General features: G+C 71.5%; 21 protein-coding genes and 4 tRNA genes. 8 read left to right on the top strand and 17 right to left on the bottom strand.

The features are described from left to right. The first annotated feature begins 32 nt into the window (after positions 1 to 32). A complete protein-coding gene (locus QSK32_RS04290) occupies positions 33 to 914 on the top strand; it encodes a LysR family transcriptional regulator (protein WP_045747155.1) in 882 nt (293 codons plus the stop codon). Positions 915 to 917: 3 nt separating this feature from the next. Here the strand turns inward: QSK32_RS04290 and QSK32_RS04285 are convergent, their stop codons facing one another. Next, positions 918 to 1,643 carry an NADPH-dependent F420 reductase gene (locus tag QSK32_RS04285; RefSeq protein WP_045747154.1) on the bottom strand — a complete coding sequence of 242 codons (726 nt, stop codon included), beginning with the start codon at positions 1,641 to 1,643 and terminating at the stop codon, positions 918 to 920. A gap of 67 nt (positions 1,644 to 1,710) precedes the next feature. On the opposite strand from QSK32_RS04285, the gene QSK32_RS04280 reads away from it, so the two are divergent. The 4 genes from QSK32_RS04280 (at position 1,711) to QSK32_RS04265 (ending at position 5,150) form a co-directional block, all read left to right on the top strand. Beyond that, positions 1,711 to 2,274 carry a TetR/AcrR family transcriptional regulator gene (locus tag QSK32_RS04280; protein ID WP_211275584.1) on the top strand — a complete coding sequence of 188 codons (564 nt, stop codon included), beginning with the start codon at positions 1,711 to 1,713 and terminating at the stop codon, positions 2,272 to 2,274. A gap of 204 nt (positions 2,275 to 2,478) precedes the next feature. Then, complete coding sequence (locus tag QSK32_RS04275) at positions 2,479 to 3,588, top strand: S-(hydroxymethyl)mycothiol dehydrogenase (RefSeq protein WP_285471240.1); 1,110 nt, start codon at positions 2,479 to 2,481, stop codon at positions 3,586 to 3,588. Beyond that, positions 3,585 to 4,193 carry an MBL fold metallo-hydrolase gene (locus QSK32_RS04270; RefSeq protein ID WP_045747151.1) on the top strand — a complete coding sequence of 203 codons (609 nt, stop codon included), beginning with the start codon at positions 3,585 to 3,587 and terminating at the stop codon, positions 4,191 to 4,193. The genes QSK32_RS04275 and QSK32_RS04270 overlap by 4 nt, the downstream gene beginning before the upstream one ends. 129 nt (positions 4,194 to 4,322) lie before the next feature. Then, positions 4,323 to 5,150 carry a TIGR03619 family F420-dependent LLM class oxidoreductase gene (locus QSK32_RS04265; RefSeq protein WP_285471239.1) on the top strand — a complete coding sequence of 276 codons (828 nt, stop codon included), beginning with the start codon at positions 4,323 to 4,325 and terminating at the stop codon, positions 5,148 to 5,150. Between the two features lie 14 nt (positions 5,151 to 5,164). Here the strand turns inward: QSK32_RS04265 and QSK32_RS04260 are convergent. The 4 genes from QSK32_RS04260 to QSK32_RS04245 all read right to left on the bottom strand — a co-directional run bounded on the left by QSK32_RS04260 (position 5,165) and on the right by QSK32_RS04245 (position 5,549). After that, positions 5,165 to 5,238, bottom strand: a tRNA-Glu gene (locus QSK32_RS04260). A 12-nt stretch (positions 5,239 to 5,250) separates the two neighbouring features. Next, positions 5,251 to 5,324, bottom strand: a tRNA-Ile gene (locus QSK32_RS04255). A gap of 1 nt (position 5,325) precedes the next feature. Continuing rightward, positions 5,326 to 5,399: transfer RNA gene (locus tag QSK32_RS04250), tRNA-Asp, on the bottom strand. A 76-nt stretch (positions 5,400 to 5,475) separates the two neighbouring features. After that, positions 5,476 to 5,549: transfer RNA gene (locus QSK32_RS04245), tRNA-Glu, on the bottom strand. A gap of 384 nt (positions 5,550 to 5,933) precedes the next feature. Between QSK32_RS04245 and QSK32_RS04240 the strand changes: the two genes are divergently transcribed. Both QSK32_RS04240 and QSK32_RS04235 read left to right on the top strand, forming a co-directional pair. Next, the gene (locus tag QSK32_RS04240; RefSeq protein ID WP_052720617.1) at positions 5,934 to 6,797 is read left to right on the top strand and encodes a glycoside hydrolase family protein; all 864 of its coding nucleotides are present in this window, start codon (positions 5,934 to 5,936) and stop codon (positions 6,795 to 6,797) included. After that, complete coding sequence (locus QSK32_RS04235) at positions 6,794 to 8,197, top strand: glycoside hydrolase family 43 protein (protein ID WP_245674036.1); 1,404 nt, start codon at positions 6,794 to 6,796, stop codon at positions 8,195 to 8,197. The genes QSK32_RS04240 and QSK32_RS04235 overlap by 4 nt, the downstream gene beginning before the upstream one ends. Positions 8,198 to 8,453: 256 nt before the next feature. On the opposite strand, the gene QSK32_RS04230 is transcribed toward QSK32_RS04235, so the two are convergent. Both QSK32_RS04230 and QSK32_RS04225 read right to left on the bottom strand, forming a co-directional pair. Further along, on the bottom strand, positions 8,454 to 10,043 hold the full coding sequence (locus QSK32_RS04230; protein WP_285471238.1) for a methyl-accepting chemotaxis protein: 1,590 nt from the start codon (positions 10,041 to 10,043) through the stop codon (positions 8,454 to 8,456). A gap of 144 nt (positions 10,044 to 10,187) precedes the next feature. Next, complete coding sequence (locus tag QSK32_RS04225; protein ID WP_045743740.1) at positions 10,188 to 10,568, bottom strand: STAS domain-containing protein; 381 nt, start codon at positions 10,566 to 10,568, stop codon at positions 10,188 to 10,190. A gap of 209 nt (positions 10,569 to 10,777) precedes the next feature. Between QSK32_RS04225 and QSK32_RS04220 the strand changes: the two genes are divergently transcribed. Then, the gene (locus tag QSK32_RS04220) at positions 10,778 to 11,317 is read left to right on the top strand and encodes a hypothetical protein (RefSeq protein WP_045743739.1); all 540 of its coding nucleotides are present in this window, start codon (positions 10,778 to 10,780) and stop codon (positions 11,315 to 11,317) included. An 84-nt stretch (positions 11,318 to 11,401) separates the two neighbouring features. Here the strand turns inward: QSK32_RS04220 and QSK32_RS04215 are convergent, their stop codons facing one another. The 10 genes from QSK32_RS04215 to QSK32_RS04170 form a co-directional block, all read right to left on the bottom strand. Continuing rightward, positions 11,402 to 12,079, bottom strand: a complete 678-nt coding sequence (locus tag QSK32_RS04215) for a copper resistance CopC family protein (RefSeq protein ID WP_052720615.1) — start codon at positions 12,077 to 12,079, stop codon at positions 11,402 to 11,404. Positions 12,080 to 12,221: 142 nt separating this feature from the next. Further along, positions 12,222 to 12,755: a hypothetical protein gene (locus QSK32_RS04210; protein ID WP_285471237.1), complete on the bottom strand. Its 534-nt coding sequence runs from the start codon at positions 12,753 to 12,755 to the stop codon at positions 12,222 to 12,224. 45 nt (positions 12,756 to 12,800) lie between these two features. After that, positions 12,801 to 13,700 (bottom strand): hypothetical protein, encoded by a 900-nt coding sequence (locus tag QSK32_RS04205; RefSeq protein WP_245674035.1) that lies wholly within the window; start codon positions 13,698 to 13,700, stop codon positions 12,801 to 12,803. A 64-nt stretch (positions 13,701 to 13,764) separates the two neighbouring features. After that, positions 13,765 to 14,808 (bottom strand): hypothetical protein, encoded by a 1,044-nt coding sequence (locus QSK32_RS04200; protein WP_045743736.1) that lies wholly within the window; start codon positions 14,806 to 14,808, stop codon positions 13,765 to 13,767. Beyond that, a complete protein-coding gene (locus tag QSK32_RS04195) occupies positions 14,805 to 16,814 on the bottom strand; it encodes a CRTAC1 family protein (RefSeq protein ID WP_083449154.1) in 2,010 nt (669 codons plus the stop codon). The genes QSK32_RS04200 and QSK32_RS04195 overlap by 4 nt, the downstream gene beginning before the upstream one ends. A 62-nt stretch (positions 16,815 to 16,876) precedes the next feature. Further along, positions 16,877 to 18,214 (bottom strand): cytochrome P450, encoded by a 1,338-nt coding sequence (locus tag QSK32_RS04190; RefSeq protein WP_045743735.1) that lies wholly within the window; start codon positions 18,212 to 18,214, stop codon positions 16,877 to 16,879. Next, on the bottom strand, positions 18,211 to 18,738 hold the full coding sequence (locus QSK32_RS04185) for a flavin reductase family protein (protein WP_045743734.1): 528 nt from the start codon (positions 18,736 to 18,738) through the stop codon (positions 18,211 to 18,213). Before QSK32_RS04185 ends, QSK32_RS04190 begins: the two co-directional genes overlap by 4 nt. Further along, positions 18,735 to 19,181, bottom strand: a complete 447-nt coding sequence (locus QSK32_RS04180) for an acyl-CoA thioesterase (RefSeq protein WP_045743733.1) — start codon at positions 19,179 to 19,181, stop codon at positions 18,735 to 18,737. Before QSK32_RS04180 ends, QSK32_RS04185 begins: the two co-directional genes overlap by 4 nt. Position 19,182: 1 nt before the next feature. Next, positions 19,183 to 24,948 (bottom strand): type I polyketide synthase, encoded by a 5,766-nt coding sequence (locus tag QSK32_RS04175; protein ID WP_285471236.1) that lies wholly within the window; start codon positions 24,946 to 24,948, stop codon positions 19,183 to 19,185. After that, entirely contained in the window at positions 24,945 to 25,952 is a 1,008-nt protein-coding gene (locus tag QSK32_RS04170; protein WP_045743731.1) for a DUF1702 family protein, read from the bottom strand. Before QSK32_RS04170 ends, QSK32_RS04175 begins: the two co-directional genes overlap by 4 nt. Positions 25,953 to 26,030 lie beyond the last annotated feature (78 nt).

The following is a 26,030-nucleotide window of genomic DNA, read 5'->3' as shown; positions in this document are numbered from 1 at the left end:
GCCGCTGTTAAGCGGATCTGTACAGTCCGCGCATGACGCTCAACCCGTGGCGGTTGCGGTTGCTGGCCGACCTCGCCACGTACGGCACGGTCCGCGCGGTCGCCCAGCGCGGCAGTCTCAGCCCGTCGGCGGTGTCGCAGCAGCTCGCCACGCTGGAGCGGGAGACCCGGACCGCGCTGCTGGAGCGCACCGGCCGGCGGGTGCGCCTGACCGCGGCCGGGGTGCTGCTGGCCCGCCGGGCCCGGGAGATCCTGGCCCTGATGGACGCGGCCGAGTCGGAGCTGCGGGGACTGGCCGACGAGCCGGCCGGGACGGTGACCCTGGCGGTGTTCCAGAGCGCGGTGCACGCCCTGGCCGAACCGGCGGTGCACCGGCTGGCCGGGCGGCATCCGGGGATCGGCGTGGTGCTGCTGGAGATGGAGCCGCACGAGAGCATGCCGGCGCTGCGCCGCGGGGACGTGGACGTCATCCTCACCACCACCGATTTCGCCGGTGCGCCGCTGGACCCGGCGATCGACCTGGTGCCGATCACCACCGACGAGATCGTGGTCGTGCTTTCCGAGGATCATTCGTTGTGTACGCGCGAAAGCGTCCCCCTGGCGGCGTGTGCCGATCAGCGGTGGACGTTCGACGTGGCCGGCTCGTACATGTCGGAGCTGGCCACACGCCTGTGCCGGGAGGCCGGCTTCGAGCCGAGGGTGGTCCGCCGGTTCAACAACTACATGATCGCGTTGCGGAACGTGGCCGAGGGCCGGTCGATCACCCTGCTTCCGGGGCTGGCCGTCGATCCGGCCTACCGGGTCCGGACCCGTCCGCTGGATCCGCCGGTCAGCCGCCGGATCGTGGCGGCGGCCCGGCGGTCGGTCACCCCGCGTCCCGAGGTGACCGCCCTGCTGGACGCGTTGCGGGGCTGACGGTCAGAGGCTCATCCGGGCGTCGGTGGCCGGGGTGGTCTGCGCCGCGGCCAGTTCCCGGACCTTCGCGGCCGGCACCGGCACCCCGGGGTTGGTGAAGAACCAGGCGCCGAGTTCCTCCTGGGAGGCGTTCTCCGGGCGGGCCGGAAGGTACGGCCGCACGTATCCCGCGGTGCCCGGCTCGCTGCGCCACGAGTCGGCGAGTGTGCCCAGGTCGACGGCGTCGTAGCCGAGCCGGTCGAGCAGCACGGTCACCGCCTGCTTGGCGTCCGCGTCGTCGCCGTAGACCGGCAGTCCGCTGCGGTCGGCCGCGCCGGACGGGCGGGCCAGCAGTTCGAGGCGCCGGAAGTCGATGTTGTTGAACGCCTTGACCAGTGCCGACCGCTTCAGGTGCTGCTGGACCAGGGCGGACGACGTGGTGGTCAGCCCGTCGAGTTCGCCGTCGCGTTCGGGGTAGTGGTTCATGGTGTCGACGACGATCTTGCCGGTGAGGGCCTCCGCGGGCAGTGACCGGTACGCGTTCAGCGGGATCGTCGCGATCACGATGTCGCCGGCGGCGGCCGCCTCGGCCGGGGTGGCGGCGCGGGCCCGCGGGCCGAGGGACGCGACCAGGCCGGCGAGGCTCTCCGGGCCGCGCGAGTTGCTCAGGACGACGTCGAGTCCGGCGGCGACGGCGAGCCGGGCCAGGCCGCCGCCGATGTTGCCGCTGCCGATGAGACCGAGGATCACGGGATCTCCCAAAGTGAGACTGAGTGTCAAACATGAAACACGGTATCATCAAGCTAGGATGACCGGCGTGAGCAGCAGGGACATCGCGCGGGCCGCGGTACGCGCCCGTCTGGCCGAGGTGGCCTTCGGCATGTTCCGGTCGGCCGGCTTCGACAACGTGACCGTCAACGACCTGGCCGCCGCGGCCGGCGTCTCGCGCAGCACCTTCCTGCGCCACTTCGGCACCAAGGAGGAGGCCGTCCTCGGCGCGTTCGACCTGCAGTTCGAGCAGATCGCGGCGCTGCTGCGGGAGCGGCCGGCGAGCGAGGACGACTGGACCGCGCTGCGCCGGGCCCTGGACACGATGATCGCCCCGCACCGGACCGACCCGGAGAACGCGCTGGCCACCGCCCGCCTGGTCGAGGAGACCCCGGCCCTCTGCGCCCACCAGCTGCACAAGCAGAACACCTGGCGGCCCGCGCTCGCGACGGCGCTCGCCGCCCGCTCCGGGCAGTCGGTGACCATGGCGCACGAGGTCCGCGCGGGCGCCGCGCTGGCCTGCCTGAACATCGCCCTGGGTCACTGGACCCGGTCGAACGGCGAGCGTGACCTCGACGAGCTCCTGAACGAGGGTTTCCACGCTCTGATGTGATCTTGATCTTTTTGGAAGATCGATCCTCCGGGTGTGCGTATGCCCGCGGCACGGCCCTGACCAGGCAGGAGGTCGCGCAGTGGACCCGGATCAGCGTGCGGTGACGCGTACCCGGCAAAGAAGAGCGACCGGATCGCCGAGCGTGCCCACTTCAGGGCCATAAGCTGGGGTCGAACTGGTCACTGCGAAGGGAACACCCACACCATGCAGCAGGTGAAAGCCGTCATCGCCCGCGCCAAGGGCGCGCCGGTCGAGCTGGTGACGATCAACGTGCCGGACCCCGGCCCCGGCGAGGCCGTGGTCAAGATCCAGGCGTGCGGCGTGTGCCATACCGACCTGCACTACCAGCAGGGCGGGATCAACGACGAGTTCCCGTTCCTTCTCGGTCACGAGGCGTCCGGCATCGTCGAGGCGGTCGGCGCCGGGGTCACCGAGGTGGCGCCCGGTGACTTCGTGGTGCTCAACTGGCGGGCCGTCTGCGGCGAGTGCCGGGCCTGCAAGCGCGGTGACCTGAAGTACTGCTTCAACACCCACAACGCGAAGCAGAAGATGACCCTGGAGGACGGCACCGAGCTGTCGCCGGCCCTGGGCATCGGCGCGTTCGCCGAGAAGACCTTGGTCGCGGCCGGTCAGTGCACCAAGGTCGACGAGTCGGCGCGTCCCGCCGCGGTCGGCCTGCTGGGCTGCGGCGTGATGGCCGGCATCGGCGCGGCGATCAACACCGGTGCGGTGACCCGCGGCAAGAGCGTCGCGGTGATCGGCTGCGGTGGTGTCGGCGTCGCGGCGGTCGCCGGTTCCGCGCTGGCCGGCGCGAGCCCGATCATCGCGGTCGACATCGACCCGGCCAAGCTGGAGATCGCCCGCAAGCTCGGCGCCACCCACCTGGTCGACTCGTCGAAGACCGACCCGGTCGCCGAGATCAAGCGGATCTCCGCCGAGACCTACCCCGGCGCCGAGGGCGCCGACGTGGTGATCGAGGCGGTCGGCCGGCCCGAGACGTGGAGGCAGGCGTTCTACGCCCGCGACCTGGCCGGCGTCCTGGTCCTGGTCGGCGTCCCGACGCCGGACATGAAGGTGCCGGACCTGCCGCTGATCGACGTGTTCGGCCGCGGCGGCGCGCTGAAGTCCAGCTGGTACGGCGACTGCCTGCCCAGCCGTGACTTCCCGATGCTGGTCGACCTCTACCGGCAGGGCCGTCTCGACCTGGACGCGTTCGTCACCGAGGAGATCGGCATCGAGGACGTCGAGGCCGCGTTCGCCAAGATGCACGGACCGCAGGACCAGCCGGTGCTGCGTTCGGTGGTCGTCCTGTGAGCAGCCGCATCGACCACGGCGTCGTGGCGGGCACGTTCAGCCTCGACGGCCAGACGTTCGACGTCGACAACAACGTCTGGGTGATCGGCGACGACACCGAGTGCGTGGTGATCGACGCCCCGCACGACGTGGACGCGATCCTGGCGATCGTCGGCTCCCGCACGGTGCTGGCGATCATCTGCACCCACGCGCACGACGACCACGTGCGGGTGGCGCCGGCGCTGCGCGAGCGGACCGGTGCGCCGATCCTGCTGCACCCGGACGAGCGCCCGCTCTGGGAGCTCACCCACGGCACCGACGTGACGTGGGACCGCGACCTGGCCGACGGCGAGACGATCGAGGTCGCCGGCACGACGCTGACCGTGCTGCACACGCCGGGACACGCTCCCGGCGCGGTCTGCCTCTACGCGCCCGACCTGGGCTGCGTCTTCACCGGCGACACCCTGTTCCAGGGCGGGCCGGGCGCCACCGGCCGATCGTTCTCGGACGCCGGCGTCATCGTGGAGTCGATCAAGGCGCGGCTGTTCTCGCTGCCGGACGCCACCGTCGTGCACACCGGCCACGGTGACTCGACGACGGTCGCGGCGGAGAAGGCCGCGCTGTAAGACCGCCATCGCAGCGGACAAGGCCGCGCCGTAAGACCGCCATCGCAGCGGACAAGGCCGCGCCGTAAGACGGCTGCGCTGCAGGACGACGCTTGCCCTGCCCTTCGGGGCAGGGTTTAGCGTCGCGGCATGAAGTTCGCCGTCAACTACGCGACCGCCCAGTTCGGTGTGGACCCGTCGCACCTGATCCGCTTCGCGCAGCACGCCGAGGAGTGCGGCTTCGAGGCGATCTACGTCCCGGAGCACGTGGTCCTCTACCGCGGCGCGACGTTCGGCGGCGTGGAGTTCCCGCCCACGATGCCGATCGCCGACCCGCTCGAGACGCTGAGCTTCGTGGCCGCCGCGACCAGCCGGATCCTGCTCGGCACCGGGGTGCTGCTGTTGCCGTACCACCATCCGGTGGTGCTGGCGAAACGCCTGGCCACCGTCGACGCGCTCTCCGGCGGCCGGATGCGGCTGCTCACCGTCGGGGTTGGCAGTCTGCCCGGCGAGGCCGCGGGGGTCGGCGTGGACTACCGCAGCCGCGGCCGGCGCGCCGACGAGGCGATCGACGTGATGCGCCTGCTCTGGGCCGGCGACGCTTCCGGCGTCGACTTCGACGGCGAGTTCTACTCCTTCACCGGCCTGGTCAGCTATCCGAAACCGGTCGGCGCGCCGACACTGCCGATCCACATCGGCGGCTCGAGCCGGGCCGCGGCACGGCGGGCCGCGCTCCGCGGCGACGGCTATTTCCCGGGCGGCATGCCGACCCCGGACGAACGGGCCGCACAATGGCGCACGGCATCCGGGGGCGGGCGTCCGATGGAATACACCCGCTGGGGATCCATCGAGATCACCGAGCAGGGCATTTCCGGGTACGCGTCGCAGGGCGTCACCAGGCTCGTCGTCGGGGTGACGGCGCCCACGCTCGCCGAACAACTCGACCAGTTGTCGGCCTTCGCCGCACGGCTTTTCTAGTTTTCGCATTCCGGCAGCGCGGACGGGATTCGAACCCGCACATGTCCCGGGTGAAAGCCGGGCGACTCTACCTTTCGTCCACCGCGCCAGGGTGGTGCCGTGTCGCCGGGTGGGGTCGAACCACCGGCCTCCGCCTTATCAGGGCGGCGCTCTGACCTGCTGAGCTACGGCGACGCGCCCTGTACCGGACTCGAACCGGCGACCCCGCGCTCGACAGGCGCGTGCTCTGACCAACTGAGCTGACAGGACATGCTGGGATTCCGTCTGTGGCGCCTTACTCGTGGCGTATTACTTGTGGCTCAGTTGTGGCGTCTTACTTGTGGCGTCGCCCGTCCGGGGGTTGAACCCGGTCCTCCGGATCGAGAATCCGGCGGTCTACCCTCCTCAGCCTCACGGGCGTACAAAAATGCCGCCGATCCCGAATCGGGGCGGCGGCCGGGAGCATCATCGATCAGCTCTGCGGCCCCCGGCCGGATTCACTATCGCCGTCGATCTCGAACATCGGTTTCTCCTGACTCGTTCTCGCCTTCAGTGGTACCCACTCTAGAAACGACTCGCATTCCTGCGCCACGCATTTAACGGCCGACGGCGGTGGGGCGCTCCGGGCGTACCCGGCAAAAGAGGGCGGGAGGGACGCGGAGATCGACCACCTTGACAGGGTGGATATCTGAGCGCAATCATTCAGCAACCTCGAAGCAACACCCCGAGCACAAGCGCATCCCCCATCCGGAGCGCCCATCCCCCGCCCCGGATTGTTAGCGCTAACAACGTCTTGGAGGCGACATGAGATCGTGGCGTGTCCGGATGGCTGCCGTGCTGGCGGCCGTCCTCGGCGCTCTGGTCTGTCCCCCGCCCGCCCTGGCGGCGACCACGCTGGTCTACGCGACCTTCAAGGGCGACGCGGTCGCCGACGAAGAGCTGTGGATCTATCAGTCGACCGACGGCGGGACCACCTACAGCACTCTGGTGGACACGAACTTCCACGGGCCCACCGGAGTGCTGCGCGACCCGAGCATCCTGAAGTGGAACGGCGTCTACTACGCGGCCTACACGGTGCAGTCGTGGACCACGAACTCCACCTACTTCAACATCGCCAGCAGCACCAACCTGACGACGTGGACGAACATCGCGAGCATCCCGGCCGGGATCACCAACGCGAACTACGCCTGGGCGCCGGAGTTCTACACCGGCGACGGCACCGTCAAGCTGATCACCAGCATCGCGACGAGCGCCGCGTCCTACGTCTTCCGGCCGTACGTCTACACGGCGCAGAACAGCGCGCTGACCAGCTGGAGCGGCCCGGCGCAGATGTGGGGCCTGGGCACGAATCATATTGATACGTATGTCGTCAAGTCAGGCAGTACGTGGCACGCGTTCACCAAGAACGAGTCGACCAAGTACATCGAGCACTGGACGACCACGGCGAACCTGACCGAGGGCTGGGTCAACAAGGGCACCCTGTGGGCCTCGGGTTACGAGGGTCCGTCGCTGGTCAAGCTGGACGACGGGCGCTGGCGGATCTACGTGGACCACTACAGCGCGGGTGACGGCATCTACACCGCCACCACCTCGGACCTGAACACCTGGACGAGCCTCAGCAAGATCACCTGCTCGGGGTGCCGGCACGGGACGGCGATCGCCAAGTGAGCGGGCTGAAGCGGCGCGCCCTCCTGGCCGGCGCGGGTGCGGTCGGCGGCGCGCTGGCGATCCCCGGCGCCGGGGCGCTCCGGCTTCCCGGGCCGGCCCAGGCGGCGACCTACGGCGGCTACGCGATGGCGTACTTCAAGGAGTCGCCGACGATGGCCGGGGCCAGTTACGGCCTGCACCTGGCGGTCAGCACCGACGGCCTGAACTGGACGCCGCTCAACCAGAACAACGCGGTCGCGACGCCGACGCAGGGTTCCGGCGGCCTGCGGGACCCGTTCATCCTGCGCAAGCAGGACGGCACGTTCGTCGTGCTGGCGACCGACCTGAACGGCACCGACTGGAGTTACCAGAGCCAGTACCTGCACGTCTGGGACTCCCCCGACCTGCGCAGCTTCACCGGGTACCGGCTGTTGAAGGTGCACTCGCTGGCCACCCACGCGTGGGCGCCCGAGGCGGTCTGGGACGCATCGCGCAATCAGTACGCGGTGGTGTACTCGGCGGTCAACAGCACCGGTCACAACGTGTTGATGGTCAACTGGACGTCCGACTTCGTCACGGCGACGGCACCGCAGGTCCTGTTCGACCCGGGCTACGACGCCATTGACGGCAGCTTCGTCAATGTTGACGGAGTCAACTACATGTACTACAAGAACAACACGAACAGCACGCTGCTGGGCACGCGGTCGAGCACGCTCAACCCGGGCGGTTTCAGCATCTACACCGGCGCCATCACCCCGGGTCGTGGTGTCGAGGCCCCGCAGATCGTCAAGTCGAACACCGCGAACGTCTGGTACATGTGGGGCGACACCTGGAGCCCGAACGGCCGGTTCTTCTGCTGGCAGACCACCAGCCTGGCCGGCGGATCGTGGACGTTGCTGAACGATCGTGCGTACACCCAGCCGCTGAACTCCAAGCACCTGGGCATCACACCGATCACGACGGCCGAGTCGACGGCACTGACGACCCGATGGGGCACGCCGTCCTGGAGCCGGATCAAGTCGTACAACTATCCGGACCGCTACATCCGGCACGCCAACAACGTCGGGCGCATCGACACCTACCCGTTCGACCCGTTCCAGGACCAGCAGTGGACCCTGGTGCCGGGCCTGGCGGACTCGTCGGCGGTGTCGTTCCGGTCGGTCAACTACCCGGACCGCTACCTGCGGCACTCCAACTACGCGATCGTGTTGAGCGCCAACGACGGGACCAGCACATTCAATGCCGATGCCACGTTCCGGCGGGTGGCCGGCTGGGCGGACAGCACGTGGACGTCCTTCCAGTCGTACAACTATCCGGACCGCTACCTGCGGCACTCCGCCTACGTGCTGCGCATCGATCCGATCACCAGCGCGTCGGCCGCCACCGACAAACAGGACGCCACCTTCCGCGTCGGTTTCTAAACCCCGCGCGCCAGAAGGCCGCTGCCCCAACCTCTTTCATCGTGTACGCGCAACAGCACAGTCGCCGGAACCGACGGGTCCCGGCGACTGTGCTGTTCTGGGTCGACACGAAAGGCGGGTCAATACGGAAGGTGCGTCAATACGGAAGGTGCGTCACACGAAGGACAGGCCGACACGAAGCACGGATCGATCGCGGCGACCGAGCCGGAGCCGGGAAACGGGAACCAGGTCAGGCACGAAACGAGCCGGAGCCGGGTCAGACACGGAAGCCGGCGATCACCCGGCTCAGCTCCCCGCTGGTGGCGGTCAGGTCCGCGATCGACCGCTGCGTCTCGCCCACCGCGTCCACCGTGGCAGTCGCCGCCCCACTGAACTCGGTGACCGTAGCCGCGATGGTGCCCGCGCCGCCCGCCGCGTACGCCACACTGTTGCGCATCTCCGCCGTCGTGGCGCTCTGCTCCTCGATCGCCGCGGCCATCGTCGTCTGGTATTCGCGGATCCGGTCGATCACGTCGCTGATCTCGGTGATCGCCCCGTTGGCCTGTTCGGTGCCGGCCTGGATCGCCGCCACCCGCTCGGTGATCGACGCCGTCGCCCGGGCCGTCTGCTCGGCCAGCGTCTTCACCTCGCCGGCCACCACCGCGAACCCCTTGCCCGACTCGCCCGCGCGGGCCGCCTCGATCGTCGCGTTCAGGGCGAGGAGGTTCGTCTGGCTGGCGATCGCCGTGATCAGGTTGACCACGCCGGAGATCTCGGCCGACGATCCGGCCAGGTGTTCGACCTGCTCGCGGGTCCGGTGGGCGGTCGTGCTGGCCTCCCCGGCGATCGCCGCCACCTCGGCCGCGCTGCGGGCGATCTCGTCGATCGTCGCGCTCATCTCCTCGCTGCCCGCTGCCGCACCGGTCATGCTGTCGGCCACGTTCTGCGTGTTCTCGGTGACCTGCGCCGAGCCCTGCGCCACCTGCCGTGCCGACTGTTCGACCACGGCGCTGCTGGAGGTGAGCACCCCGATGGCGCCGGAGATCGTCCCGGCGGAGCGGCTGAGCACGGTCACCGCGCTGCGCATGCCGTCGACCGCCCGGTTCACGTCGCCGGCCATCACGCCCAGTTCGTCGCGGCTGGTCACGTCGACCCGGCCGGTCAGGTCACCGTCGGCGACCGCGCGCAGCACCCCGGAGACCCGGCGCAGTGGACCGGTGATCGACCGGACCACGGCGGCGGCGGCCAGGACGGCCGCCAGCAGGCCGAGGACGAGCACGATCAGGACCAGGGTGCGGGCCGCGGTGAACGTGCTGTGCACCTCTTCGGCGGCGGCGCTCGCGGAGGCCGCCTCGGCTTTCGACATCGCGACGATCTGGGCGGCGGCCTGGTCGTACAGGGGCTGTGCCTCGGTCTTGTTGACCTCGGCGAAGCTGTCCGAGTCGTTGGCCGTGCTCAGCGGCACCAGTTGCTCGTCCCGGATCTGCTGGTAGCCGGTCCCGGCCTTCGTCAGGGCGGTGACCTGGGCGTCCGAGGCCGCGTGGGTGCCGGCCACGTAGTCGGCGAGCGCCGCGGTGAACGCCTTGTCGTCGGCGGCCAGTGCGCTCACCGCGTCCGTCATCGCCGCGTCGTCCGGTGCGGCGTTGTGGGTGAGCAGGTCGATCGCGGTCTGCGCCATGGCCTGCCGGAGCACGGCGAGTTGCACCGTGTTGGCCAGGTTGTCCTCGGTGATCGTGCCGGCCCGGGAGTCGACGTTGCTCAGGCCGGCCACCCCGACGCCGCCGACCACGACCGCCGTGACGCCCATCACCGTCACGGCGGCGCCGACCTTGGTCCGTAGCCGCAGGTCCCGTAGCCAGCCTGTCATGTGTCCGCCCCCGTGGATCCGTGTCCGGGGCTGTCCTGCCGGTCACCCGGCAGGACAGCCCATGTGACGGGACGAATCGGCGGGAACGGTAACGGCCTGACGTTTCGGCCGGCCCGGCTCAGATGATCCGGGACACACCCGTGGTCAGCGGTGTCCGGCGGTCCGCAGCCAGGCGACCGCGTCGGCGCAGTGGTCGAACATCGGGAACATCGCGTCGGCCTGCAGGCCGGCGAGTGCGGATCGCAGCGCGGGGGACGGTTCGGCGAGGGCCAGGGCGCAGGCGCGGACGTGCGCCCGGTCCTGGCTCTGCAGCAGCACGCTCAGTCCGGCCCGGTCCACGTGACCGGCGCCGGACAGGTCGGCGACCACCCCGTCGTGGTGGTCGACCGCCCAGGCCAGCACGTCCCGCAGGCCGGGGGCCATGCCACGGTCCACGTCGCCGCGGACCGTCACGAAGGCGATGCCGCCGTGCACGTCGATCCGTACCTGGCTGACGCCCACCGCGACCTTCTCCGCCATCACCATCTCAATGTCCTTTCCGCCCTGGTAGTAACGACGGTGGCCGGAGGACGTGGCGGTGCCCCCACGGAGATGTGACAGTCCGTTGACAAGTGTTGTGCGGTGTGTCGTGGGTCCCGCGGGGCTGCGGCCGAGCCGGTCCCTCTGCCCTTGCCACCGGCGACGTCGCACCGGCGTCTGCTCCCGCGTTGATCAGCGGCGGTACGGTCGGCGGTATGGCATCCCACGACAACGATTCCCGCTCGTACCGGAACGCCGCCGTGATGGCCGGACTGCAGGGGGTGTTGAGCGGCCTCTGGATCGCCGCCGGCGAACTGACACCCGGGCGGCGCCGGCTCGCCCGGTTCACCACGGTCCTCACCATCGGCGCGGCCGTGTACGCCGTCTCCCCCGTCGCCGACGAGGTCAAACAGGCCTTCGCCGGCCTGGCCGACCCGGTCCCCGCCTTGGCCGACCCGTCGGTCACCCCGGCCGAGGCCGAGATCAGCCCCGAGGTCGAGGGCCTCGACGAGGCACCGGAGTTCGACAACCGCAAGGCCGCCCTCGCCGCCGGCATGGCAGCCTTGTCCCTGGCCGCCTACCTGGGCCGGCGCCGCCTGGAGAAGCGTTGGCTGGCTTCCCTGACGGCGAAGGGCCACCCGCGCCCCACCCGGGCCCTGGCCCTTCGTGTCGGCGCCGTCGACTTCGCCGCCCAGCTGGCCCTCCAGTCCGCCGAGATCCGGGCCGACCGGGCCGCACGGGGACGCACCTTCTGACGGCCCTCCACCCGCCCACCCCCGGAACGTTCGCGGGGTGAGCGTGGTCCCGGGCCGCCCGCGGTGAGGCGGTGATCGGGCTTGTCACCGGCCGTCCGGGGGTTCGCCCTCCGGTTCCCGGTATGTCCATGCCGACCGCCGGCCCTCGGGAACGCCGGCGAGTGGCCGCGACTCCGGACCGGGATCATCACCCGATGTCCGGTGTGCCGGGACGGCGGGGCGGCGGGCCAGCAGAAAGCCGGCGACCAGTACGGCGACCAGGTTGGCCAGCAGCAGGATCGCGCTCACCGGGTCCACCCCGTGGCTGTGCTCGTGTCCGGCCGTCGCGGCTCCCGCATCGGTACTCCCGGGAGCCGCCCCGGCGGAGCCCGATGCGCCGGCGGCCCGGCCGTCGACCGCGAAGCGGATCACGCCGCTCGCGGGGGCACCGGTGGCGCCGACCACGTGGTAGGCGGCCTGGTACGTGGTGGACCCACTGACGGTGACCGGCATGGTCAGGATGTGCCCGGCGCCGGCGGTGAGGGGCCCGGACGGCATCTCCCGGCCGGCCCGGTCGGTCACCGTGATGTGTGACGCGGCCGGGTCGGCGTCGGCGGAGAGTTCCAGGGTGATGGCGGTGACCCTCCCGGGCACCACCTGCGTGTCGGCCGGTGAGCTGCCGAGCAGCCGGATCGGTTCGGGACGGCCGGTCGTCGCGAGCAGCACGGCGAGTGGCGCGGACACCAGTACGGCGGCGATCAGCAGGCGGGTGCGACGGTTCACCGGCGGCCGGCCGAGCGAATGGCCACCGGGGCGGACCCGGAGCCCAGCGGACGAACAGCCACCGGGGCGGACCGGGGTCCCACCGGACGAACAGCCACCGGCGTGGGCCGGGATCTCACCGGGCGGACGGAGCCGGCCATGGTCAGGCCGCCACGGTGGCCGACTGCGGCGCGGCTCCGGCGCAGGTGCAGTCCATCAGTTCGCGTTCGTACCGGTTGGGGCGCAGATGGAGGTACATGGCGACGACCATGGGCAGGAAGACGACGGAGTTGTAGAACAGGTGCAGCTCCACCCTCGGATAGACGATCTGCAGCACGCTCGTCGGTGCCGCCGCGCCGAACAGGAAGTGGTGGGTCTGCGCCTGGACGAGCAGCAGGAGATGCTCGATGTGGTGCCAGAACTGGATCACCAGGGCCACCGTCCACCAGGTACGCGCCCGTCCGGCGAACCCCGGGCGCAGCAGGAACAACCCGATGATCATGACGAGGGCGTACCCGTAGTGCATCCACTCGGAGGTGACCAGCCAGGGGAAGAACTGGCCGAGCACGCCGCGGGCCTCGGGGCGGGCCCAGCCGAGGACCCAGATCTGGTACGCCTGCACCAGGTGTTCGGCCCAGTGGGCGAGCACGACGACCATGAAGGCGCCGAGCGCGCCCCGGTGCCATCGGTGGTTCATGACGGATCTCCGTTCATAGATGTCGGGGGCTGAACAACCCGGGCGTCAGCGGTTGTACGGCAGCGTGGGAAACCAGCCGAAGCCGAAGTGGGCGGGCACCCGCAGGTCCCAGTAGACGACGGTGAAGACACCGAGTCCGAGCAGGAGAACCCCGGTGATCAGCGCCGCCCGGCGCGGATCCGCCGCCAGCCGGCGCGGGAACCGCCCGCGGGTGCCCACCACCAGCAGCACGAAGATCAGCGTGACGATCAGGATGTTGCCGAGGGACTGGAGGACGAAGGCTGCGGCGCCGGCGAGCGGGTTGTGGGTGTCCACCGCCCAGTGGAACAGTTTGTTGAACAGCGGGTAGGGCCGTCCGATCAGGAAGCCGCCGATCAGCGCGCCGAGGGCGACGACCCGGCCGGACGGCCGGTCGCGGAACACGTCGCGGACCACGCCGAGCGCGGCGAGTCCGAGATAGATCAGCGCCAGGCCGATCAGGCCGAACACCACCGAGGCCTGGATGATGCGCACCGGTACACCGCCGGCGGTGGTGGCCGTGGACAGTTGCGGCAGGCGGTCGCCGAGCAGGACACCGGCGATTCCGTACAGGGCGGAGACGGTGACCATGCCGGCGGTGAGCAGGCCGACCGGCCGGAGCAGGCCGCGCAGCGAGGCGGTGTCGCCGGCCTGGCTCATCGGGCCGACGGCGGCCGCCATGGCGATGTTGCAGGCGGTGAAGGTGCCGGCCAGCCCGGAGACGAAGGCGAAGACCAGTCCGGCGGTGACGCCGGTGATGGCCGTGTGTTTCGCGTCCCGGTCCAGGATGGTGTTCGCGACGTTGTCGCCGATGACCGAGTCGACGAATTCGAAGGACCACAGTACGGCGAGCAGGACGCCACCCACCGCGGCGGCGATGACGGCCCGGCCGGTGCGGGCTCTCTGGGGTGCGGAGACGAGGACCACTGACGCTCCCAACGATCGTGTGGCGGACGGGGGGAGGCGGCGGTCGGCGCGCCTCCCCCGGTTCTCAGCGGGCGACGGGCAGTTCCACCGCAGCGGGCGGCGCGACCGGTTCCAGGCCGTGCTGCCGGCGCCGGTCGAGCAGCCAGCGGCCCCACCAGTACAGGCCGCGGGCCATGCAGACGAGGGTGACGGCGAAGAACAGCGTGTACACCACGTTGAAGACCATCAGTACGCCGTAGACCATGGCCACCGACGAGCCGAACATGAACTGCCAGCGCGGGGCGGAGGGCGTGGTGCCCGGGTCGGTGATCATGTAGTTGGTGAAGAGGATGAAGGCCACCCCGGTCATCGGCACCAGGGCCGCCCAGAGGGCCACGTCCCAGATGAAGTGCCGCAGGAGGGCCTGGATGACGAAGCCGCCCGCCCAGCCGACGATCAGCGGCACCTTCTTGGTCAGCATCGCGTTGAGCACGGTGCCGGCGGTGATGATCACGACCGGCACCATGATGCTGATGACGTCCGGCACGCTCTCGGTGAACTGGTAGGGCGGGGCGATGTTGACCCAGCCGAAGCAGAGCAGGGCCACCGTGATGCCGAAGTTGGACGGGTTGAGGAAGTGCCGCATCCGGCCGTTGATCGGTGCCTGGAAGACCGCCTTCTGACCGATGGCGACCAGCACGGCGAAGGCGATCGGCCAGAAGGTGTCGTTGGCGTAGAGGAGCATGTTCGCCGCGAGGGCGGTGATGTGGGTGGGCAGCAGGAAGGTGTACACGCCCCAGGCGCCGTTCCCGGAGAAGGCCGGTGGACGCCGCAGTGCCCGGGCCGAGACCACCTCGATGACGATCTCCGCGGTGTATCCGACGGCGAGGGCCAGGAACGGCCACAGCCAGGGCTGTTCGAAGCCGAGGACGGTGTACCCCAGGATGTTGAAGATCGACATGGAGATCGCGAAGTTGCGCAGCGCGAGGTAGCGGGGGTCGCGCTTGTCGACGCGCGGCGGCGTTCCGGGGCGTTGCGCCGCTGCCGCGGCGATCTCGGGGGTACGCTCCGCGCGTTCCGCCGTCACGGACGGTGCGTCGGCGAGCCGGGGGTTGCGGACGTCGGTCACCGGGCTGTCACCTCCTGGGCCTGGCCGGTGAGCACGAAGTCGTGCGATCCGGCGGTGAGGTCGAGCTTCTGGGTGTGCGGGGAGCCGTCGGCGGCCCGCCAACTGATCTCGGTCGACACCGGTCGCGCCCCGGCCGCGCCGAGTCCGAAGTGGATGTCGAAGCTGCGTTTGCCGGAGTGCCCGCCGCCTCCGTCGAGCTGGGCCACCTGGATCCGGCCGTCGGCGGTGACGATCCGCACCTGGGCGCCGTACGCGGGGCTGCCCGGGACCGCGGCCGTCGTGGCGGCACCGCCGGGCACCGTGACCGGGCGGTACAGACGCAGATGCAGGTAGTCGTCACCGGCCGGGCGGGTGTTGCGGTAGTAGACGGGTGCGCCCCACTGCCGGGCCACGGCGAAGTCCTGGGAGCCGTCGGCGTCGGCGTCGGCGACGGCCACACCACGGCTGGGGATCCGGGCGTCCATGCCGAGTTGCGGGCTGAGGTCGACGTACCGGCCGTTGTCCGGTTCCTTGACCCAGAAGGCCACGTGGTTGCCGCCGGCCAGGTCGTCACCGGGTTCGGCCTTGGGCCACATCTGCGGTTCCTGGAGCATCAGGTCGTTGCTCATGGCGAGTTCCTGGAGCCAGTTGAACCGGTTGATCTCACCTTTGACGAAGCCGGACGTCTGCACGACGGCGAGCTGCCCGCTGTTGTCGAAGTCGGCCATCTTGGCGTCCCAGCCCCAGCCGATCCAGGCCAGGTTCTGCTCGGCGGCCCGGTTCTCGAAGGGCGCCACCCCGTCGCGCATCAGCCGTCCAGCCTCGGCCGGGCTGCTCGCGGTGTTGTGCCAGACCAGGTTGCTCTCCTCCAGGCCCCAGCTCTCGGTGATGTTGCTGACGAACAGGTCGAACCGGCCGTCGTGGTCGAGGTCGGCGAAGTCGGCGGACATCCCCTTGAACGAGTCGTGGCCCATCACCATCGACTTCGGGGTGAGCGGGTCCCGGCGCCCCTCGGCGAGGGTGAAGCGGATCCGGCCGGGCGTGGACACGTTGTGGAAGAACCGGTCGTTGCCGAAGTCGTTGGCGAGGTACAGCTCGGGCAGCAGGTCGCCGTCGAGGTCGGCGGAGGCGGAGCCGAGGGTCCAGCCGGTGGCCAGTTCGGAGCGGATGGCGGGTTGTTCCTGATAGGTGACCGAGGGCTGGTCGCCGGAGGTGGCGGCGGTCCAGCGCAGGACGTGGGCACCACCGGAGTTGCGGGCCCGGGACATCGAGTGGTTCATCTCCACGTTGGCGTTGCCGGTGGGGTCGAGGACCTTGGTCTCCGGGAAGTAGTTGAAGATTCCGATGTCCGGGTTGCCGTCGCCGTCGAAGTCGGCCACCGCGACCGCGTTGGTGTTCCAGAGCGGCCCGCGGTACAGGTTGTCGGGCGGGTCGGCCTGCGGGATCAGCTCGGTGGGGTGGAACGTCGCCGGGGTCAGCCCGGTGGCGCCGGCCCGGTGCAGGAACAGCACCGGGGTACGCCCCCAGTAGTAGACGAGCAGGTCCGTCCGGCCGTCGCCGTTGAAGTCGCCGGGGGTGCACCCCATCGGGGCGATGGCCGGCCCGGTGGGCAGCGGGTCGGGGGTGAGCACGAACGGCGGGTAGTCGCCGGTCTGCGGCGCCGGGGTGACGACGACGCTGTCGCTGCGGGTGTCGACCAGGCACAGGTCGTCGGCGGCGCCGTCACCGTCGAGGTCGTTGACGGCGATCGCTGCGCCGACCGAGGAGATCCACGACTTGATGTGCTCGTACTTGGGGTTGACCTGCCGGACCGTGTTCTCCGGCAGGCCCGCCGGCAGGGCGATGGGCAGCTCGGTGAAGCGGAAGCCCGCGGCCATGGTGGACCGGGTGGCGGCCGAGGCCGACGGCAACCGGGCCACCAGGTACGCGCCCAGCACCAGGACCAGGACGAACGCGGCGGGCAGCAGGCGGCGTGCGCGGCTGACGTTGTGGGGTGGCAATGACTTTCCCTTCGTCTTCGAGCCCATAAGATCGATGAATATCGATATATAAGAACCGGGTGACCCCCGGAGAGACCGCGGCGCCCGGGCTAGCCCACCTCCTCGACCGTCATCGGCAGACCACCCCGCACCCGTAGCGACAACATCGGCTCCGGCACCACCGGACGGCCCGGCACCGAGGTCAGGCGCAGGTCCCGGACGATCATGGCCAGCACGAACGCCGCCTCCATCAGCCCCAGGTGGTTGCCCACACAGAACCGGGGCCCGGCACCGAACGGGATGTACGCGTACCGGGGCCGGTCCGGCGAGGCGTCCGGATCGAAACGCTCCGGGTCGAAACGCTCCGGGTCCGGCCAGAACCCCGGATGCCGGTGCAGGGTGTACGGGCAGATCAGCACATCCGCCCCGGCCGGCACCCGGAACCCGCCGATCACGTCCGGACCGACCGACTTGCGGGGCAGGATCCACACCGGCGGGAACAGCCGCATCGCCTCGTCCAGCACCATCGCGGTGTATCGCAACCGGTGCAGGTCCTCGAAGACCGGCGGCCGGTCACCGAGCACCCGGACCGCCTCCTCGTGCAGGCGTTCGCGCACATCGGGATGCCGGTCCACCAGATGCAACGTCCAGCTCAGCGTGCTGGCGGTGGTCTCGTGCCCGGCCAGCAGCAGGGTGACCAGCTCGTCGCGCAGGCGCTCCCGGGCGATCCGGGGGTCCCGCTCGGCGCCCGTCGACACGATCAGCCGGGACAGGACGTCGTCGCCGACCGGATCCGGACGGTCGGCGACCAGACGGTCGACCGTACCCTCGAGGTTTCTTCTGGCCCGGCGGAACCGCCGCTGCCGGGGCAGCGGCACCCAGCCGGGGACCGCGCCCAGCGTGGCCAGTTCGAACATCGCCTGGTCCTGCACCGCGGCGAAGTCGTCGCCGATCGTCGCGAACCGGCTCAGGTCGGTGTCCAGCAGGGTCCGGCCCAGCACCCCGAGAGTCAGCCCGGTCATCTCCTGCAGGACGTCCACCGGTTCCCCGCCGGCGTGCCGGCGCAGCCGGGCGACCAGTTTCTCCGCCTCCTCCGCGACGATGCCGGCCTGCGCGGCGATCCGGCGGCTCTGGAACGCCGGCTGGATCACCCGGCGCTGCTTACGCCACAACTCGCCCTCGCTGGTGAGCAGACCGTCGCCGAGCGCCCGGCGGGCGTGCACCAGGCCGATCCCCTTGTGGTAGTTGCCGGCGTTGTCGGCGAGCACGTGCTTCGCGGTCGCCGGGTGGTTGAAGAACCACAGCCGTTTGGGACCGACCGGCAGCCGGGCCACGTCGCCGTAGCGGCCGGCCGCCGAGGTCATCATGCCCAGCCGGTCCCGGCCCATCACCAGGAGCATCCGCATCGCCGCGCTCCGCGGCGGGCCGGGCGGCACAGGGCTGCTCATGCCGCCACCCCGCTCGGGTCCCGGTCCGCCGGGGACAGCCGCCCGCGGTGGAAGAGCAACGCCGCGTCGTCCTCGCCGCACCGGGCGTCCAGCAGCCGTCCGATGAAGATGGTGTGGTCACCGCCGTCGTAGGCGTTCCACAGCGCGCACTCGAAGTGGGCCAGGGCGCCGTCGATCAACGGCGCGCCGGTGTGCTCGCCGGGGTGGACGTCCACCGAGACGAACTGTTCCCCGCCGAGCGGCCGGCGCCGGTCGGCGAAGTACCGGGCGACCGGACCGTGCCCGGCCGCCAGGACCGACACCGCGAACCGGCCCGCCGCCACCAGCGCCTCGTGCATCACCGCGTCGTGCTCCACGCAGACCAGCAGCAGCGGCGGGTCGAGCGAGACGGCGGTGAACGAGTTCGCGGTCATGCCGTGCGGCTCACCACCACCGACGGTCACCACGGTGACGCCGGTGGCGAAGGTGCCGAAAACCCGGCGCAACACCGACCGGTCCAGCGCCGGCTCCCCGGTGGCGGTCACCGGGTCACACTCCCGGCCGCCGCGTACGGCTCCAGCGCCGCCGCCAGTTCCTCCGGTACCCGGGTGGGCACCGTCCGGGTGTTCGGCCCGCGCATGCACGCCACCCGCTGGCTGCCCCGGGCCACCAGGGTCTCGCCGCCGGCCGGGTCGAGGCGCACGTAGTCGAAGCCGAACTCCAACTGGGTCTGGCCGAGTTCGACCAGCCGCATCCGGATCGACAGTTCGTCGAACGCGGTGATCTCGGCGAAGAACTCGCAGTCCACCCGCAGGGTGAACAGCTTCAGGCCGTCACGCAGATCGGTCAGGACGTCCGGTGCGTGGGTCTTGAGGAACATCTCCCGGCACCGGCCCTGCCAGCGCAGATAGTTGACGTAGTAGACGTTCCCGACGATGTTGGTCTCCTCGAAACCGACGGTGTGCGGGTACTCGTAGTACTTGTCCATCTCACCTCCCCGATCCGGCGAGCACGGCGACCACGACCGGCCGCGGAACGCCACGGACCCCGGTGGCGAACGTCGCGACGGTCAGGTCACCGGCTCGCAGAGTGATCCACCGGTCCCGGCCGGCGGGCAGCACGGTCAGCGGGCCGTCGAGGGGCCGCCCGGCCTTGCGCAGGCACTCCAGGGCCGACCAGACCCGGGTCGCGGCCTGGTCGGTGCTCTCCCCCGTGGTCCGGGCGATCAGCGCGGCCACCCCGTCGTGCCCGGCCAGCAGCCCGGTCCAGGTTCCCGCGTCCCGTTCCACGACGGTCTCCAGATCACAGCCGAGCGGCCCGGCCGCGGCGGTGAACAGGGTCAGGCCCGCGGCGTGCGCGGCGGACACCGTGCCGTCGCCGTACTCGGGGCGGCCGTCGGCGCGGTAACGCAGCTCCACCGGTGCCCGGAAGGTCCGGGACGCGGCGAGCCGGGTGGCCCCCCGGCGGGACCGTCCGCCGTCCGGCTGCACGGTCGTCGCCACCGGTACGCCGAGCAGCTCCTCGGCCGTCCGCTCCAGGTAGGGCCCGAGCAGCGCCGGAGTCCACGGGCCGGCCGGGTCCTGCTTGCGGACCGCCCGCAACCGCAGGCCCTCCCAGCGTTCCAGCACCTCGCCGGACTCCGAGCGCAACGCGACGTCGTACACGTACAGGTCGCCATCACGGGACCGTTCGGTGGCGCAGTACCGCAGGCCCTGGGCCGCGGCCAGTTTCTCGCCGCCCGGGTGGATCCGGTCCACCCCGACCGGCAGCAGCGTGGCATCCGGTACGCAGACCTGGTTGCCGTGCATCAGCGCGTCCCGGATGCCCGGGTCGCCGAGCATCAACTGGTCCGGCACGAACGACGCGAACCACGGCGCCGGCGTGCCGGTGTGCAGCTCGGCGTCGACGTGCCGGGCGGCGGCCACGTGGTACCGGCCGAGCCGCTGGAACCGCCGGCCCTGGAACAGGATCGCGTCGTACAGGTCGGTCGCCGGGTCCAGGTCGACCACCGGCAGATCGTCGCCGGCCTGCTCGGGCGGCCCGTCCGGCACCGCGGTGGCGCCGAAGGTGAGCCGGGCGGTGAAGTGGTCGGCGGCGTACCCGGTGTCGGCACTGCGGATCGCCACCTCGACCGTGTCGTCGCCGGTGACCACCGCGGCCACCCGGATCCGGGCCCGGCCGTGCGGGGCGATGATGATCGGGCGCAGGAACTCGGCCCGTTCGATCACCGGCAGCCGGTCCAGACCGGTGGCGGCGGCGGCGACCTGCACCATCGCCTCCATCCCGAAGACCGCCGGGAACAGCAGGTTGCCGTCCAGGTCGTGATCGGCCAGGTAGAGGTCGGTGCCGACGTTCAGCTCGACCTCGCAGACCAGCTCCACACCGTGGTAGCGGACCAGCGGGTGTTCCACGAACCGCGACATCGGCAGTGGCGGCTGCGGGCGGCGGACCGTGCCGATCCCCTCGGTCCGCCCACTGATCACCACCACCTCCGGCGCGTCCGGGTCGGCGAGCACCCGGCGCAGGATCGCGACGCCCTGATCGGGGGTGATCGGGGTGACACCGTCGCGCGTCAGCGACTCGACCACGGCGAGGCGCTCGCCCATGCCGACCCCGGACCAGACCGACCACTCCAGGCAGACCGTCCGGCAGTCCGGATGCCGGCGGGACACCTCACCGGTCAGGTCGGCCAGCCACTCGTTGGCGGTGGCGTAGTGCGCCTCGCCGCGCAGGCCGGCCCGGCCGATGATGCTGCCGAGGGCCACCAGCAGGCGCAGGCCGGCCGGGTCGACCGCGTCGAGCACCGCCCGTAGCCCGTCGACCTTCGGGGCGAAGGTGTCGCGGAACGCCGCGGCGTCCAGCGCGGTGAGGGCGGCCGGCTCGTTGCGTCCCGCCCCGTGCAGCACCGCGGTGACCGGGCCCAGGTCGGCGACCAGCCGGGCGACCGCCGCGGCGACCTGATCCGGGTCGGTGACGTCGGCCCGCTGGTAGCGGACCGTGACCCCGGCCGCGGCGATGCGCTCCAGGTTGGCGGCCAGTTCGGCGTCGGCCGCCGGGTCGGAACGCCCGAGCAGTGCCAGGGCGGCACCGGTGTCCGAGGCCACGGCCAGGGCGCACTCGGCGGTGATGCCCTTGCCGCCGCCGGTGACCAGCAGGACGTCGCCCGGGGACAGCGGGGCCACCGTACGGGCCGGGCGGACCGGCATCGGGCGCAGCGTCGGCACGTGCCGCACCCCGTCGATGTCGTAGTGCGCCTCGGCGAACGTACGCGTCGCGGCCACCTCGGCCACCACCGGCTCGACGGCGATCGACCCGGACGGCATGTGCACGACGGTGACCCGGACCCGCGGGGCCTCCAGGTGCAGGGTCTTGGCCAGGCCGGCGGCGCCGCGCCCGTGCTGGACGAGCACGTACCGGGTGTCCGGTCCGGCGGCGATGGCCTCCCGCGCACCGGCCAGGGCCAGGCCCAGGTCGTCCTCGGTGCAGTCCGGCGGCAGGCAGACCAGCACTCCCCCGCCGATCTGCGCCGCCAGCAGTGCACGGCGCAGATGCTCGGCGTACGGGTGACCGGCGTTCGCGTACACGGTCCACTCCCCGGAGCTCTCCCGGGCCGCCGGTGCGCCGAGCGGGACGACGTCGAGGTCGACCCGGAACGGGCGGGCCCAGGACGCCGCGCCGGCGATCACCGGAACCGTGGACGGTTCGCCGTCGTCGCTGGTCGACCGGACCTGGTCGAGCACCCCGGCCAGTTCGTCGACGGTGGCGGTGGCGAAGTTGGTCGGTACCTGGGACGGCGGGAGCCGCAGGGCCGAGGCGGCGGCGTTGACCACCTGTCCGATCGTGATCGAACTGAGGTGCAGATCGTCCAGGAGCAGGCTCTCCGCGCGTACCAGATCAAGGGGCAGCTCGGCCCGCTCGGCCGCCAGCCGGCGCAGGAGATCGAGGGTCGACTCGCCGGTGCCGGCCGTGGCGGATGCCGCAGGCGACGCCGGAACGGCCGCCGTCGCGGGCGCGGGCCGGCGCCGGGCCGGGATCCCGGTCGGCGCCTCCTCGCACGGGCTGGCGAAGAAGGTGAACTCGGCGTCCAGCGGCAGCGGGCGCACCAGCCGGTCGTGGAACAGTGACGGGTCCAGGTCGGCGGCGCCGATGACGAACGCCGCGCCGGCCACCCGCAGCAGCCCGGACAGCGACTCCGCGTCGGTGTCGACGGCCAGCGCGGGCACGTCGGTGACCTGCGCGGCGAGCGTGCTGAGCACCCGGCCCGGACCGGCTTCGACGAACAGGTCGACGCGGGCGGCGGCCCGGGCCACCGCCTGGCGGAACAGCACCGGATCGGTGATCTGCCGATGCAGCAGGGCCACCAGGTCCGTGCCGGGCGTCAGCTCGTCGCCGGTCACCGTGGAGATGACGGTACGGCCTACCGCACGCACGTCGATCGCGGCGAGTTCGTCGCGGAACGCGGCGGCGGCCGGCGCGACCAACGGCGAGTGGAACGCGTGCGACACGGTCAGCACGGTGGCGGTGATCCCGGCGTCCCGGGCCCGCCGGCACACCGTCTTGACGTCCGCCACCGCACCGGCCACCACGGTCTGCTCGTCGCTGTTGTACGCGGCGACCACCACCGGCAGACCGGTGATCAACCCGGCGACCACGTCCGCGGAGGCGGCGATCCCGGCCATCGTGCCGGACGAACTGTGCCGGGCCATCGTGCGGCCGCGCAGCGCCGCCACCCGCAGCAGGGTGGGCTGGTCGAGAGCGCCGGCCCAGTGCAGGGCGGCGATCTCGCCGAGGCTGTGGCCGACCGCGACCTCGGCCTCGATGCCGAGACTGTCGAGCACCCGCAGCGCGGCGGCCGACCCGGTCACGATCCGCGGCTGCGCGACCTCGGTGGCCACCGTGTCCGTGCCGGTGGGCAGCGCCGCCGCGGTGTAGACGGCGTCGGCCACCGCGAACCGCCGCCGCAGCGCGCCACCGCTGACCCCGGTGCCGGAACCCTGGCCGGGCAGCAGGAGGCCGATCCGGGCGGTGTCCCCGGCCCGGCCGATCAGCACCCGGCCGTCCGCCGGGATCAGCCGGGTGACGCCCGCGACGATCCGCTCGCGCAGCAGCCGGAGCTGCTCGCCGGCGTCCTCCGGGGAGTGCACCACGACCGCGGCCCGCAACGGCAGACCGCGCAGCTCGCCGTGCAGGGTCGCGGCCAGGTCACCGAGCTGCCCGTAGGCCAACTGCGGAATCAGCGCGGCGACCTGATCGGTACGGCGCAGCAGTTCCTCGGTGGACGAACCGTCGAACAGCAGCAGTTCGGCGTCCTGCCCGGAGGAGGCGAGCACCCGGGCCCGGGAGTCCAGGCCGGTACGCCGCCGGGGCCGCGGGTTCTCCAGCACCACGTGGGTGTTGATGCCGCCGAAGCCCATCGCGGTGACGCCGGCCCGCAACGGTGCCCCCTGCGGCCACGGCTCGGCCTTGCGCAGCACCCGCAGCGCCGGATCGGCGCCGGTGAGGACGTCGTGCGGGTCGACCGTGCCCACGCTGGGCGGCAACACCCCGTGGTGGACGGCCAGCGCCGCCTTGATCAGCCCGGCGACGCCGGCCGCGGCCTTGGTGTGCCCGATCATGCCCTTGATCGAGCCGATCGCGGCCGGCGGCGCGGACGGTCCGGCGGCCCGGCGTGCGGCGGACAGCGCGCCCAGTTCGGTGGCGTCGCCGACCCGGGTGCCGGTGCCGTGGCCCTCGAAGAGCGAGACCGTCTCCGGGCCGAACCCGGACCGCTCGTACGCCCGGCGCAGGGCGAGCTGGTAGCCGCTCACCTCGGGACGGGTCATCCCGCCCTTGCCGTCGGAGGAGATGCCCCAGCCGGCGACCGAGGCGTACACGCGGTGACCGGCGGCGAGCGCCTCGTCCTCGCGCATCAGCACCACCATGCCGCAGCCCTCACCCGGCCAGAACCCGTTGGAGAGCCGGTCGTACACGCGCATCTCACCGGTGGCCAGGGCGCCGGTCTTGGCGAAGCCGATGATCTCGAACGGGTCGATGGAGAGGTCCACCCCGCCGGCCACCGCGACGTCGACGTCCCCGTCGATCAGCGCCTTGCACGCGGTGGCCACCGACAGCAGCGAGGAGGAACAGGCGCCGTCGACGGTGTAGCCGCCACCCTTGAAGTCGAAGTAGTTGCAGATCCGGCCGGCGATGGTGTTCGACAGCGCACCGGCGAGGGTGTCCTCGTCGACGGCCGGGAACGGGCTCTTGAAGGTGGCCTCGAAGTCCTCCAGGAAACCGGCGAGCTGGTCGTCGTCCCAGTCCTGCTCCTTGAGCGCGGCGGCGACCATCCGGCGCACGTACGGCCAGCGCAGCCGCAGCTGGTTGGCCCGGGAGAACTCGCCGGTGAGGCTGTTGCCGACCACCACCCCGGTCCGCTCCCGCGGCAGTCCCTCACCGAGCGGGAACCCGGCGTCGGCCAGCGCGTGCGCGGCGATGTCCAGGGCCAGCCAGTGGGTCATGTCGGTGGACCGGAACGTGGAGCCGGCCACCTTGTAGGCGATCCGGTCGAACTCGTACCCCTCGATGACCCCGGCGTGCTTGGCGTAGAAGGTGTCCGGAACCGTGGGGTCCGGGTCCCAGTAGTCGTCCAGGCGCATCCGGACGTCCGGCAGCCGGCGGAAGCCCCGGCGGGCGGCGAGAGCGTTCTCCCACAGCTCACGCACCGAAGTGGCGTCCGGATAACGGCAGGCCATGCCGACGACGGCGATTCTGCTCATGCTGTCTCCCGTGTCCCGCCGGCCGACGGCAACGTGGCACCGTCCGGCGGCTGGTAGGCGTTCTTGATGCGGCGGCGCCACTGCTCGTAGGCCGGCGACTCCGCCGACCGGAGGTCCAGGCCGGTCAGGGCCTCGTCGTTGACGGCCGACGCCCGCTGGGGCGTGCAGCCGCAGAAGACCTCGGTGGCCATCGCGGTGTGCTCGGTCACCAGGCCGGCACGCACCCGGGCGCCGGCCGCGAAGGAGGAGCCCTGGGCCAGGTCACCGGCGTAGCGGCCGGCCGCCCCGAGCAGGCCGCGCAGTTCGGCTTCGGTGGCCCCGCCGGCGTACGTGGCGGCCAGCCCGGCACCGCTGTACAGGTCGGCCCGGCGGTCCTCGGGGAACCGCTCGATCATGGTGTGCAGCCGCCGGGCGTCGGTGCCGGCCACGAACCACATGGCCCGGCCGATGCCCTGGTCGATGACGCGGCCGGCGTACCAGCGCGGGCCCTCGGCCGGCCAGGGGAAGTCGTCGGGGCGGTAACGCGCGCCGACGTACCGGGCGGTCTTGAAGTAGGCCTGGTGGAAGCCGTAACCGTCGAGGACCAGCCAGCGCAGCACCGGGTCCGGGGCGTGCAGGGTCGACCAGCGCATCCGGGGCAGGCGGGCCATCGCCCACCCGACGCCGACATAGGTCATGTAGACGTGTGGCGCTCCGGGGCCGGCCAGGAAGCGTTCGACGTACCGGCCGCCGAAGGGCAGACCGTCACGGACGGCGAACGCCATGGCGGCGCCCTCGTACGCGAAGCCGCGGAACGCGTGGGCGACACCGTCCAGCCCGGCGGCCGCGTCGTCCGGGCGACGGGCCTCGGCGGCCAGTGCGTACCCGTGCAGGAAGGACCGGCCGACGGTCTCCAGCCGTTCGCGCCCCTCCGGGCTCTTCACGTGGAATCCGCGCACGGCCATCGTGGTCTGCGCGATATCGGGGGTGAGTATCCGGCGACGGAGTCCTGCGACGATGCCCATGGCAACTCCCATCGATGTTGATCGATTCATTTTTCCGCGGGCGGCCTACTGTTTTCTTCTTCCTTTTTGCGGCGGCCT

It is taken from the genome of Actinoplanes sp. NBRC 101535, from assembly GCF_030269225.1.
Classification (GTDB): Bacteria; Actinomycetota; Actinomycetes; order Mycobacteriales; family Micromonosporaceae; genus Actinoplanes; species Actinoplanes rectilineatus.
The sequence above is the reverse complement of the archived record's forward strand: the minus strand, read 5'-3'. Positions and strand labels throughout refer to the sequence as shown.